Origin of the sequence: Arthrobacter echini (genome assembly GCF_004803505.1) — a bacterium.
Taxonomy (GTDB): Bacteria; Actinomycetota; Actinomycetes; order Actinomycetales; family Micrococcaceae; genus Arthrobacter_D; species Arthrobacter_D echini.
In genome coordinates this window covers 28,952-41,192 of sequence record NZ_SSWH01000012.1, presented here as the reverse complement: position 1 = coordinate 41,192, position 12,241 = coordinate 28,952, and the positions used below count along the sequence as shown (strand labels likewise).

The 12,241-nt window shown below is 69.5% G+C and carries 13 protein-coding genes; all 13 read right to left on the bottom strand.

Annotated elements, in window-relative coordinates; translation table 11 throughout:
• Positions 1 to 5: 5 nt before the first annotated feature.
• A complete protein-coding gene (panC, locus tag E8P82_RS12585) occupies positions 6 to 1,025 on the bottom strand; it encodes a pantoate--beta-alanine ligase (RefSeq protein ID WP_136455358.1) in 1,020 nt (339 codons plus the stop codon).
• A gap of 121 nt (positions 1,026 to 1,146) precedes the next feature.
• Positions 1,147 to 2,103 carry a Rossmann-like and DUF2520 domain-containing protein gene (locus tag E8P82_RS12580; protein ID WP_211096875.1) on the bottom strand — a complete coding sequence of 319 codons (957 nt, stop codon included), beginning with the start codon at positions 2,101 to 2,103 and terminating at the stop codon, positions 1,147 to 1,149.
• Entirely contained in the window at positions 2,090 to 3,640 is a 1,551-nt protein-coding gene (locus tag E8P82_RS12575; RefSeq protein ID WP_246021349.1) for a PH domain-containing protein, read from the bottom strand. The genes E8P82_RS12580 and E8P82_RS12575 overlap by 14 nt, the downstream gene beginning before the upstream one ends.
• A gap of 56 nt (positions 3,641 to 3,696) precedes the next feature.
• Positions 3,697 to 4,212, bottom strand: a complete 516-nt coding sequence (locus E8P82_RS12570) for a PH domain-containing protein (RefSeq protein ID WP_136455355.1) — start codon at positions 4,210 to 4,212, stop codon at positions 3,697 to 3,699.
• Positions 4,205 to 4,687 carry a DUF3180 domain-containing protein gene (locus tag E8P82_RS12565; RefSeq protein ID WP_246021341.1) on the bottom strand — a complete coding sequence of 161 codons (483 nt, stop codon included), beginning with the start codon at positions 4,685 to 4,687 and terminating at the stop codon, positions 4,205 to 4,207. Before E8P82_RS12565 ends, E8P82_RS12570 begins: the two co-directional genes overlap by 8 nt.
• Positions 4,688 to 4,693: 6 nt before the next feature.
• Positions 4,694 to 5,188 carry a 2-amino-4-hydroxy-6-hydroxymethyldihydropteridine diphosphokinase gene (folK, locus tag E8P82_RS12560; RefSeq protein ID WP_136455354.1) on the bottom strand — a complete coding sequence of 165 codons (495 nt, stop codon included), beginning with the start codon at positions 5,186 to 5,188 and terminating at the stop codon, positions 4,694 to 4,696.
• Complete coding sequence (gene folB / locus E8P82_RS12555) at positions 5,185 to 5,601, bottom strand: dihydroneopterin aldolase (RefSeq protein WP_136455352.1); 417 nt, start codon at positions 5,599 to 5,601, stop codon at positions 5,185 to 5,187. Before folB ends, folK begins: the two co-directional genes overlap by 4 nt.
• Positions 5,598 to 6,506 (bottom strand): dihydropteroate synthase, encoded by a 909-nt coding sequence (folP, locus tag E8P82_RS12550; protein ID WP_136455350.1) that lies wholly within the window; start codon positions 6,504 to 6,506, stop codon positions 5,598 to 5,600. The genes folB and folP overlap by 4 nt, the downstream gene beginning before the upstream one ends.
• A gap of 10 nt (positions 6,507 to 6,516) precedes the next feature.
• The gene (folE, locus tag E8P82_RS12545) at positions 6,517 to 7,134 is read right to left on the bottom strand and encodes a GTP cyclohydrolase I FolE (RefSeq protein ID WP_136455349.1); all 618 of its coding nucleotides are present in this window, start codon (positions 7,132 to 7,134) and stop codon (positions 6,517 to 6,519) included.
• A gap of 102 nt (positions 7,135 to 7,236) precedes the next feature.
• Positions 7,237 to 9,294 carry an ATP-dependent zinc metalloprotease FtsH gene (gene ftsH / locus E8P82_RS12540; protein WP_136455347.1) on the bottom strand — a complete coding sequence of 686 codons (2,058 nt, stop codon included), beginning with the start codon at positions 9,292 to 9,294 and terminating at the stop codon, positions 7,237 to 7,239.
• Between the two features lie 176 nt (positions 9,295 to 9,470).
• Positions 9,471 to 10,022: a hypoxanthine phosphoribosyltransferase gene (hpt, locus tag E8P82_RS12535; RefSeq protein ID WP_136455345.1), complete on the bottom strand. Its 552-nt coding sequence runs from the start codon at positions 10,020 to 10,022 to the stop codon at positions 9,471 to 9,473.
• Between the two features lie 3 nt (positions 10,023 to 10,025).
• Positions 10,026 to 11,114 carry a tRNA lysidine(34) synthetase TilS gene (tilS, locus tag E8P82_RS12530; RefSeq protein ID WP_136455344.1) on the bottom strand — a complete coding sequence of 363 codons (1,089 nt, stop codon included), beginning with the start codon at positions 11,112 to 11,114 and terminating at the stop codon, positions 10,026 to 10,028.
• Positions 11,107 to 12,237 (bottom strand): zinc-dependent metalloprotease, encoded by a 1,131-nt coding sequence (locus tag E8P82_RS12525; RefSeq protein ID WP_136455342.1) that lies wholly within the window; start codon positions 12,235 to 12,237, stop codon positions 11,107 to 11,109. Before E8P82_RS12525 ends, tilS begins: the two co-directional genes overlap by 8 nt.
• Between the last annotated feature and the right edge of the window lie 4 nt (positions 12,238 to 12,241).

Genomic DNA, 12,241 nt, shown 5'->3' with positions numbered 1-12,241 from the left:
GGGCATCACCGATGCGTCGGCAGGTCGATGTTGTCGATGAGCCGCACTGCGCCCACCCGCGCCGCGACGACGGCGAGCGAGCGCTCGGGTCCACTCATCCCCTCGCCGTGCCCGGCGCTGCCCGACGCCCCGTTGCTGTGCTCCCTGTCGCCGTGCGCGGAGTTGCCGTGCATCGAGAACGACAGGGGATCGACGACGTCGAGATAGTCCAGGTCCACGCCGTCCGCGGCACTGATCCTCTCCCGCGCTGCCCCGAGGTCGAGTGGTTCACCGCGCAGCGCCTGAGCGTGCAGGTCGTGCAGCACGCGCGGCAGCACCAGGGCGGACCGGCGTTCCTCCGCTCCCAGGAAGCGGTTGCGGCTGGAGAGCGCCAGTCCGTCCTGGTCCCGCACCGTCGGCACACCCTCGATGCCCACGGGAACATCGAGATCGAACACCATGCGCCGGATGAGGGCGAGCTGCTGGGCGTCCTTCCGCCCGAAGTACGCCCGGTACTCCGCCGCCGTCGAGGGCCTGGCGAGATTGAGGAGCTTGGCCACCACGGTCAGCACGCCGTCGAAGTGGCCCGGCCTGGACGCGCCCTCGAGCACCTCGCCCATCGTGCCGGCGCTCACGCGGACCAGGGGCTCTCCCCCCGGGTACATCTCCTCGAGGGACGGTGCGAAGACGACGTCGACGCCGCACTCCCCGAGCAGCCGGAGGTCGGCGTCGAGCGTGCGGGGGTAGCGCTCCAGATCGGCCTGCTCACCGAACTGCAGCGGATTCACGAAGATCGAGGCGACGACGACGTCGTCGGCCCGGCGTGCCGTGCGGGCCAGGGCCGCGTGGCCCTCGTGCAGGCCGCCCATCGTGGGAACCAGGCCGAGGGAGACCGTGCCGGACGAGGAACGCGCCCGGGCCTCCTGCAGCAGTGCGGTGGTGACCGTGCGGAGCTCCGCGGAGGTGGGGACCAGGCGCGGGACGCCCGCGGTGGAGGTGGCTGCGGTGGTGGTACCTGCAGTGGGAGGGGTACCGGTCTCGGTCATGGGGATCCTTCGGGGCGGTGGAGTCGGTGGAGTCGGTGGAGTCTGTGGAGCCCGGATCGCGCCGTCAGGGCGCGGACGTGCTGCCGGAATCAGCGGAGTCGGACGTGGAGCGAGTCGGGGATCAGGAGGACGACCCGTCCGGCGGACCACCGAGCCGGAGGCCCTGTGCACCGCCTCCTCCGGGCGTGTCGGCGAGCGCCGCGAGGATCGTCTCGCCCTGCGCCGGGGAGAGGATACCGCGCTCGAGCGCGCGAACCGCCGTTGCCCGGGCCATACCGAGGTACGCCTGCCGGACGTCGGGTGCATCGTGTCCTTCGAGGGCCGCCCGATGAGCGACGACGGTGCCGGCGTCCCCGCGCGCCACAGGACCGGTCAGGGCGCCCTCACCTGCGGCCAGTGCGTTCTCCAGCGACGCCTTCATGAGAGGTCCGAGCATGCGGTCCGGGTCCTGGACGCCGAGATCGGCCAGCAGCTGCGCCGACTGGGCGGCGATCGTGACGAGGTGGTTCGAGGCGTGCGCGAGAGCCGCGTGGTAGAGGACACGTGATTCCTCCTCGACCACCACCGGCTCGGCTCCCATCTCCACCACCAGCGCCTGGGCGATCGGCAGCACGGCGGACGGCGCGGTGATCCCGAACGCGCTGTCCGGAAGACGCCCGAGATCGAGGCTGAGCCCGGTGAACGTCATGACCGGGTGGATGGCCAGCGGGATGGCTCCGGCGGCGCGGGCAGGGCCGAGCACGCCGATACCGTAGCGTCCGGAGGTGTGCACCACGAGCTGCCCGGCCTGCCAGGCCTTCAGTTGCGCAAGCCCCTCGACCAGCCCCGGGAGGGCGTCGTCGGGCACGCTGAGCAGCACCAGCTCGGCGCGTTCGATGATGTCGGGGATCTCGAGGACCGGCACGCCCGGCAGCAGGTTCTCGGCACGCTCCCGGCTCGCCTCCGACACCGCCGAGACACCGATGACGGCGTGACCGGCCGAGCGCAGGGCGGCGCCCAGCACGGAACCGACCCTGCCCGCCCCGATGACGCCCACTCCGAGCCGCCCCGGGCGCCGCGTCGCATCAGCGGAGCTCATGCGGGGCTCCTTCCCGGGTCTGGTCGGGAACATAGCGCGGCGCCTCGGGCATGGTCTCACCGGGCTCACTCGATCGCGTCGGCTCGACGACGGGTTTCATCCACTGCTCGGGTGCGCTTCGTCGGCGCGCCTCGGCAGCGCGCGCCGCCTGCCCGTGGAACAGTTCCCATGCCGTTCCCGAGTCCGCCTGGAGGACCCGCGGCGTCACGGGCCCCGGTGTGGTCTGGAACTGCAGACTGGACACCCGGAAGCGTCTGTCCAGCGGCCCCTGCTCGATCGAGAGGGACTGCGTGCGTTCGTGCGGCACGACGACGAGCTGGCGCCACAGCACTCCGGAGCGCATCAGCAGTGCCGTGGAGGTCACCGCGAAGCCGTTCCGGCGCCAGGCCAGGGGCGCGAGCCAGCGTGCGCGACGCGGTGTGGTGCGGAAGCCCTCGACGTCGTCCCTGCCCGTCATCCCCGCGGAGAACAGCTCCACCGGGCGCTCGGTCCCGGGATCGGGCAGCACCAGGGCGAGGATCTGCAACACCTCCTCCCGCGTGCCGACCGGCAGCAGAGTTGCACGGGCCTGTCCGTCGTTCGACGCGGCGAGGCCGTAGCCCGCCACGTTGACGCTGACGCGGTACCAGCCCTTCGTCCGCCACAGCGGCGACTGCACGATGCCGAGCGCCTGCACGCGCCCCGGCGGCACGGTCTGGGATCTGGTGTCGAGCAACCCGTAGCGCATCCTGATGCCGTCCGGCGAGGTGGCGGCGCGGAAGTTGTAGCCCGTGCTCAGCGCCGACCAGTAGGCGCCGCCCACCCCGATGGCGAGCGGGATGAAGGAGGTGGCGACGAACGGCGCGTCCAGGACCACGCCGAGGACGAACACCGACGTCGCCCCCACGACGAGCACGATGGTGGAGCCCGACAGGACCGCCGCGCCGATCACCCGACCCGGCTTCAGTGCCACGACCTCCCGTTCGGGGGCCTCGACGATGTTCTCCGGATGCTCCGGATCGGTCTCCACGCCCGCCGCCCTGGCCAGGATGGTGGCACGCAACCTCGTGGCGTCGTCGAGCTTGAGGAACGCCAGCCGCACTGCCGACTCGCCGGCGTCGGCCACCTCGAACTTCAGTTCGGCGAGCCCGAAGATGCGGGCGAGCAGCGGCTGGATGACGTCGATGGCCTGGACCCGGTCCAGCCTCGCCTGCCGCTGCTGGCGGAAGAGCACACCCGAGTGGACGCGTACGTGCTCATCCGTCACCTGGTAGCGGGTGAAGTACCAGGAGACGAAGAAGGCCGCCGCGACGAGGAGCACGATGCCGAGCAGCACGGCCGCGGCCAGCAGGAGTCCCACACCCTCGGGCAGCGGGCCGCGGCCCCTCGTCCCCGGGTCGAAGAGCCCCTCGAGCCATTCGCGTCCCACGAAGTACAGGATGGCCACGAGGGCTATCCAGCCGCGGACCAGCGGGGAGATGAAGTGCACTCGCCGCCATGAATCAACGGCGTCCGGGGCGCGCTGCGGCGCTGATCCCTGACCCTGTCGGTCGTTCACCACCGGCCCCGCAGCCGTGAGGTCCGGGTCCTGTGGCGAGGGTCCTGCGGGCTCCGTCACAGCCCGGCCAGCCTGGATTCTCCGCGTGCGGAGAGTTGCTCGCGCAGCCTGGTGCCCTCCTCGGTGGGCAGGCCGGGGATCAGGGCGTTGGTGGCCGGAGAGGCGGTATGCAGCTTGAGCGTGCAGATGCCGAATGCGCGCTGCAGTGGTCCGACGGCGATGTCCACGTACTGCATGCGCCCGTAGGGCACCACCATGGTGCGCTGGAAGAAGACCCCCTGGCGGACGAGGAGGTCGTCGTCGCGCTCGGCGTAGCCGATGGCCGCGACCTGTCGCGGCAGCAGCACCCCGCGCCAGAGCGCGATCACGAGGACGAGCGCGGGAAGCGACCAGGCGAGCCATCCGGGCGGGAAGGGTTCCCACACTCCGGTCAGGCGCAGCACCAGCGGCACGCTCGCGATGACCAGCCAGATCAGCGAGCCCAGCAGCCAGCCGAGGACCCTGACCCTCAGGTACTTCGGGGAGACCCTGGACCACTCGAGCCCGGACGGGTCGATCGGTTCGCTACGCATACTCCCCCTCGTCCCGGCTCATGGCACCTGTGTCGTCGTCGGGCGGAAGTCGGCAGAAGTTCTCGACGACCAGCCCCACCATAATCATCACCATGCCGCCCACCATCAGTGCAATCGACCCCCACAGCGGTGCGGTGGTGGAGCGGACCGCCAGAAGCGCCAGCTGATCCACGAAGATCCCCGCGTGCCACCCGAGGCTCACCGCACCCGCGTAGGCGCAGGCCTGCGCCAGCACGAGCGTCCGTGCCGCCAGGATCGGATCCAGCGGACGGTCCCGGCTGCCGTTGTTCCACCGGAGCACCCTGCCACCGAACACCAGGGTGATGGCGATGATCACCGCGGTGGTCACGAGGGAGGTCAGTGGCAGGGTGGGCGCTCCGTAGCCGTTGCGCGTTGCCAGCCAGTTCGCCAGCCACCCGAGCAGCCCTGCCATCAGGGACACCAGGCCGAGCCAGCGGAAGCGAAGAGAGCTCACCGCGTCCTAGTCCTCCTCGAGGAGTGTCAGGCCCGGAAGATCCGGGGCCCGGGCGGCAAGCTCGCTGACGGGTCGACCTGCCAGTCGTGCCCGGGGGTCCATCCATGCCCAGGGCTGCAGGACAAAGGCGCGGGAAGCGGCACGTGGGTGCGGGACAGTAAGGACGTCGTCGTCCGAGGTCCAGGAACCGTAGGTGATGATGTCCACGTCGAGTGTCCTGGGCCCCCAGCGCACGGTGCGCCGTCGCCGGTGTTTCTCCTCGACCCCCTGGCAGTGCGCCAGCAGCTCGAACGGGCCGAGGCTCGTCTCCACCTCGATCACCATGTTCAGGTAGTCGGGCTGCTCGGGACCACCGACCGCCCTGGTCCGCACCACGGGCGAGAGGGCATGCAGACGGACCTCGTCGGGCTCCACGAGATCCTCGACGGCGCTCACCAGTGTGTCCCTGCTCTCGCCCAGATTGCTCCCGAGTGCCAGCACGGAGTGCACCTGTTCGCTCATGGCCGGCTCCTGCGCACCGTCACGGCCACGTCACCGAAGGGAACCGGGATCGGCGCACGCGGTTTGTGGACCGTCACGTCGACGGACTCCACGGGGAAGCCGCCGAGGACGTCCGTGGCGATGGTCTCTGCCAGTGCTTCGATCAGCTCGAAGGGTTCGCCGCCGATGATGTCATGGACGCGCTGCGCGAGCTCGCCGTAGTGGGCCGTGCGCGAGAGATCGTCGCTGGTGCCTGCGGGCTGCAGCTCGAGGTGGAGCACGAGGTCGACCACGAAGGGTTGCCCGTCGCGGCGCTCCTGCGCGAAGACGCCGTGGTGGCCCTTGGCCGTGATGCCCTGCAGGACCACGGTGTCGAGCCGGCCCGACGGCGAGCCCGGCCGTCCGGGCTCGTCCGCAGTTCCCCGGTCGGTCACCGCACGCCCACGGCGGCTGCGACCTTCACGGCGTCGAGCGCTGCCTGCGGATCGTGGACACGCACACCCCAGGCGCCGGAGGCCGCCGCGAGGGTGGCGACGGCGAGGGATGCGTGGTCGCGCTCGGCGGGCGCGGCGGTCCTGCCGGCGCTGGCGAGGAGGGTGCCGAGGAAGCGCTTGCGGGAGGCACCGACGAGGACCCGGTGCCCCAGACCGAGGAACACGTCGAGATTGCGCAGGATCTCCCAGTTGTGCTCGTCGGTCTTGGCGAACCCGATTCCCGGATCGAGGATGATCTGCCCGGCGTCGACGCCGGCCTCGACGAACCGGTCGCGCAGGGAGGTGAGTTCCGCGGCGACCTCGGCCACCACGTCCCCGTACTGCGCCATGCCGTCCATGGTCTTCGCGGTACCCCTGCGATGCGTCAGGATGTAGGGCACCTGCCGTTCGGCGACGAGTGCGGGCATGTCCGGGTCGTACCCGTCCCCCGAGATGTCGTTGACGATTCCCGCTCCGGCGTCGAGTGCCTGCCGGGCCGTCTCCGCGTGGCGCGTGTCGATGCTGACGAGCGCTCCAGCACTGACGAGCGCCCGCACCACGGGCAGCACGCGCGCCAGTTCCTCCTCGAGGGGTACCTCGTCCGCGTGGGGTCGCGTCGACTCGCCACCCACGTCGATGATATCGGCGCCGCCGTAGTGCAGGCGCAACCCGTGCGCGACGGCGTCGTCGGTGGTCGCGTGATCGCCACCGTCGCTGAACGAGTCCGGCGTCACGTTGAGGATCCCCAGGACCAGGGCGCGGTCCGCAGGCAGATCGGCGGTGGTCCGGGGGGCGCGTACCGTGCGGATGACGGGCAGGGGCGAGGTCGCCGGTCCGGTGCCGGGTGCTGCGGCGAGAGAATCCATGCTGTGAGTCCTATCTTCCGAGTATGAGGCTCATGGCCTCGGCGCGCGTCGCCGTGTCGCGGATCTGGCCCCGTACCGCGGAGGTGACCGTCTTCGCGCCGGGTTTGCGGACCCCGCGCATGGACATGCACAGATGTTCGCACTCGACGACGACGATCGCGCCCTTGGGAGTGAGGTGTTCCATCATCGCATCGACGATCTGCGTCGTCAGCCGTTCCTGGACCTGCGGGCGGCGGGCGAACACCTCCACGAGCCGGGCGAGCTTGCTCAGACCGGTGACGCGGCCCTCCTCCGAGGGGATGTAGCCGAGGTGCGCCGTGCCGTGGAAGGGCACGAGGTGGTGCTCGCAGGTCGAGTAGAACGGGATGTCCTTGACCAGCACGAGTTCCTGGTGATTCAGGTCGAACGAGGTGGACAGCACCTCGCCGGCGTCCTGATGGAGTCCTGCGAAGATCTCGGCGTAGGCCCTGGCCACCCGTGTGGGCGTCTCGAGCAGACCGTCGCGGTCCGGATCCTCCCCGATGGCCACGAGGATCTCCCTGACCGCCCGGCGGATGCGCTCCTGGTCGACCGGCTGACCGGCGGCGGCCAGAGCCGCGTCCATCTCGTCGTCGTCGAAGTCTGTCACGAGCCTTCTCCCCCTTTCGTCGGAACGTTCCGCGGACTGTTGATCGGAGCCTTCATCGGACACGGCACAGTACCCGCTGTACTGCCGATCACCTAGTCCTGGCTAGCTCTCCTGGCCCCCCGGGTCGCTGCCCGGGGACTCGTCCGAGGGCAGGTCCGAGCCATGCACATCGAAGTCCCCGGGGATGTGGGCCGCGGCGATCTGGTCCTGCGGAGCCACGGTGTTCGGGGCGGGCTGACCGCTCTCGAGCGCCTCGGCGCGTTCCTTGCGGGTGGTGACCGGCGGGAGCGAGTGCACGGGGCGGGATCCCTTGGACAGCCACACCTCGCGCAGACTCCGCTTGCGCACGTCGGAGAAGACCTCGGCGATCTCCGCCTGGTTGAGGGTCTCCCGCTCGAGCAGCTCGAGCGCGAGACGGTCCAGGACATCGCGGTTCTCGGTGAGGATCTGGTAGGCCTCGTCGTGGGCGTTGTCGATCAGGCGCCGTACCTCCTCGTCGACCACGAGGGCGATCTGGTCGGAGTAGTCGCGGTCGTTGCCCATGTCGCGGCCGAGGAAGGGCTCCGAGGACCCCTGGCCCAGTTTGACGGCGCCGATACGCTCGCTCATGCCGTACTGCGTGACCATCTTCCGCGCGGTGCCCGTGGCTTTCTCGATGTCGTTCGAGGCGCCCGTGGAGGGATCGTGGAACACGATCTCCTCGGCGACCCTGCCGCCCATGGCGTAGGCGAGCTGATCGAGGAGTTCGTTCCTGCTCACCGAGTACTTGTCGTCGTTCGGCATGACCATCGTGTAGCCCAGTGCGCGCCCGCGCGGCAGGATGGTGATCTTGGTCACCGGATCCGTGTTCCGCAGCGCGGCGGCCACCAGCGCGTGCCCGCCCTCGTGGTATGCCGTGATCTTCCGTTCGAGCTCCTTCATGACGCGGCTCCGCTTCTGCGGGCCCGCGATCACGCGGTCGATGGCCTCGTCGAGCGCACGATCGTCGATGAGCTGCGCATTGGAGCGCGCCGTGAGCAGAGCACCCTCGTTCAGGACGTTCGCCAGGTCGGCGCCCGTGAAGCCCGGCGTCTTCTTCGCCACGGCCTTCAGGTCCACGCCCGGAGCCATCGGCTTGCCCTTGGAGTGGACGGCGAGGATCTGGGCACGTCCCTTCATGTCGGGAGCCTCGACCCCGATCTGACGATCGAAGCGGCCCGGGCGCAGCAGCGCCGGATCCAGGACGTCGGGGCGGTTGGTCGCCGCGATGAGGATCACGTTGGTGGTGGCATCGAAGCCGTCCATCTCCACCAGGAGCTGGTTCAGGGTCTGCTCGCGCTCGTCGTTCCCGCCGCCCACACCGGCTCCACGGTGACGACCGACGGCGTCGATCTCGTCCACGAAGATGATGGCCGGAGAATTGTTCTTGGCCTGCTCGAACAGATCCCGCACGCGGGATGCACCCACGCCGACGAACATCTCCACGAAGTCCGAACCGGAGATGGAGTAGAACGGAACGCCGGCCTCGCCGGCCACGGCCCGGGCCAGGAGCGTCTTGCCGGTACCGGGAGGGCCGTAGAGGAGCACACCCTTGGGGATCTTGGCGCCCAGTGCCTGGAACTTCGCCGGCTCCTGGAGGAACTCCTTGATCTCGAGGAGCTCCTCGACCGCCTCGTCGGAGCCGGCCACGTCCTCGAAGGTCACCTGAGGCATGTCCTTGGAGATCAGTTTCGCCTTGGACTTGCCGAACTGCATGACCTTGGACCCACCGCCCTGCATGCGGCTGAGCAGGAACCAGAAGATGACGCCGAGAATCAGGATGGGGAAGATCAGGCCGGCCAGGCTGAGGAACCAGTTGCTCTCGGCCGGCTGATCGGTGAAACTATCGGCTCCGGAGGCGTTGATGGCATCCACGACGTCCTCGGCGCGGGCGATGCTGTAGAAGAACTGGACGCTGGTGCCCTGATCCTCGTAGTCCTCGCGCAGGGTGAGGTCCACGCGCTGTTCGCCGTCGTAGATCTTGGCCTGTGCCACCTGGCCATCTTCGAGGAGCTGCAGACCCACATTGGTGTCCACGCGGGAGTTACCCGCCCCGAAGAGACTCGGCAGGACCAGCAGGAGAGCCACGACCGCGAGGACGATCCAGACGACCGGCCCCTTGAAGATGTTCTTGAATTTCATTCGCCTCAGGGCAGCGAGCCCTGTCCCTCCTGCTGATACGTGTCAGAAATCTGTGCGCGCGCTACAATTCCGCGACGCCCGCCGGACTTCACAAGATATACACCGTCCGTGCTGCATCACGCGCAGCCGGTGCCGATAGTTCCCTCTGGGCGTACTGCATCGCAGCGGGGAAAGCCCTATTCGTAGATGTGGGGCGCCAGGGTGCCGATGAAATCGAGGTTGCGGTACTTCTCCGCGAAGTCGAGCCCGTAGCCGACGACGAACTCGCTGGGGATCTCGAAGCCCACGTACCTGACGTCGATCTCCACCTTGGCAGCGTGGGGCTTGCGCAGCAGCGTGCAGATCTCCACGGAGGCGGGTCCGCGCGAGAGCAGGTTCGCCTTGAGCCAGGACAGCGTCAGCCCCGAGTCGATGATGTCCTCGACGATCAGGACGTGCTTGCCCAGCAGATCGGTCTCCAGGTCCTTGAGGATCCTGACCACGCCGGAGGACTGCGTTCCGGATCCGTAGGACGAGACCGCCATCCAGTCCATGGTGACATGCGAGTGCAATGCTCGGGCGAGATCGGCCATGACCATGACGGCACCCTTGAGGACACCCACGAGGAGGATGTCGCGACCCTGGTAGTCGGCGTCGATCTCCTGCGCGAGCTCGGTGACGCGCTGCTGGATCTCTTCCCTGGTGTAGAGGACGTGCTTGAGATCTGACCGGACGTCGTTGGAATCCACCGATTACTCCTGGGTCGGACGGCGCGATGTCCTCACGCCGTCACCATTGCTGCCGAGAACAAGATTGCCATAGCTTGGTTCTCCCCGGAGAACCGAGCGGCCCCGCACCTGCCGGCGGACACTCACCTTGCCGCCGAGCTGCACCGGCCCGGCGGAGCCTTTCCGCTGCAGCAGCGACTCCGCGGCGCGCAGGCGTTCGAAACTCGGCTGGACCGCCCCGAGCTCGAGTGCCGCCCGGGCGAGGACCCGCTGGCGCAGCGCGGCCGGCAGGGCGCGCAGCCCGTCCTCGGGGAGGAGCACCTCGCCGTCGTCGCCCTCGATCCGCAGCGCGGTGTACGCCTCGAGGCCGAGCTCGGCGAGGAGATCGGCGTCCTGCCCGAGGATCCGCGCGGACCGTGCCAGGGCCTGGGCTATGCCCGGCCCGAGCCGGTCCTCGAGGAACGGCAGGACCTCGCCGCGCACGCGGGCCCGCGCGAAGGCGGGGTCGGCATTGGCGGGATCGCGCCAGGGCTCGAGGGCGTAGAAGCCACAGATGGCTTCGGTGTCGGTACGCCGCAGGTCCAGGAACGGACGCAGGTACGAACCACGCCGTGCGGGCATGCCCGCCAGCGACCGCGTACCGGACCCACGGGCAAGACCGAGCAGCACCTGCTCCGCCTGATCGTCGAGCGTGTGCCCGAGGAGGACGGCGGATGCACCCAGTGCCGCCGCAGCGGAGTCCAGCGCCGCGTACCGGGCACCGCGGGCGGCCGCCTCCGGACCGCCGTCGTGGTCCACGGTGACGCTGTGGACCTGCACCGGGTCAAGACCCAGGGCGCGCACGGTCGCCGCAGCTCGGTGGGCGATCGCCGAACTGTCGGGGTGGAGTCCGTGGTCGACGACGACCGCGCCGACCCTGGCCCTCCCCGTGCGCGCGAGGTGCGCTGCGACGGCTGCGAGGGCGAGGGAGTCGGGGCCGCCGCTGCAGGCGACGAGGAGGAGGGGGAGGTCCGCGTCGGTCACAGGCGTCTGCGCCAGGATCCCCTCGAGGCTCCTGGTGAGCAGATTGCGCGCGGTGCCGACCACCGGCAGCAGTCGCGGGCGCCTAGCCATCACGCCGCAGGCTCATCCTGTCGATCCATTCGTCGGGAGCGTGGATCTCCTGCTCGGTGGGCAGGTTGGCCTCCGCCTCCCACACCGCGTTGAAGCCGTCCATCCCTGTCTGGCTGACCACGCGGCGCACGAAGCGGGAACCGTCGCTGTACTGGCGCATCTTGGCGTCCAGGCCCATGAGCTGGCGGATGAGCTTCTCGAGGGGCCCGCGGGACGTGCCGCGGGCGTTGAAGCGCCGTCGGATGGTCTTGACCGAGGGGACGATCCTCCCGTCCACGCCGTCCATCACCACGTTCGCGTGTCCCTCGAGCAGGCTCATGACGGCGGTGAGGTGCGAGAGCCTGGCCCTGTCCTCGGGACCCTGCAGGATGGACAGCAGTCCGGTGTCCCGGGGTCCCGGCCCGGCTACCGCCGTCCGGTCCGGCCGTTGTGCGGTGGTCAGATTCCGCACTGCGGTGCCGAGCCGCTCCGAGAGGGAATCGGCCTTGTCCATCAGACCCGAGGTCAGTTCACCGATATGGGTTCTCATGTGGTCCCTGAGCCACGGCGCGGCTGCGAACTGCACCCGGTGCGTCTGTTCGTGGAGGCACACCCAGAGACGGAAGTCCGAGGGGTCCACGTTGAGCTCACGCTCCACCGAGATGATGTTCGGCGCCACGAGCATGAGCCGGCCACCCTGAGCGTGACGCGATGCCACGAACGGATCGTACTGCCCCAGCACCTTGCTTGAGAGGAAGGCGAGGACGGTGCCGAGCTGGGCTCCGGTGAGGGTGCCGCCCAGCGCGAGCGACGCCGATCGCATCACGTCCGGACGCGTTGCCGCGAGCTGGTCCAGGGCAGGCTCCAGCAGGGTGCGGAAGCTCTGCGCGTTGGCCCGGGACCATGACGCGCGGTCGATGACGAGGACTTCGGAGTCGCGGAGGTCGCGCGCCGCATCGAGTCGTGAGATGGCATGGACGTGGGCCACCGATTCGTCCGCGAGCCGGCGGATGTTCTGCACGGACCGGGCGATCTCGGCCGGTTCCATGGTCGGTCCGGCGGGCGTCAGGGACGCCGCGGTGGAGGCAGCCATGTCCCAGTTCACCAGCTGCGGGCGGGGTACTGCGGTCTCGTTGCTGGACATGCGC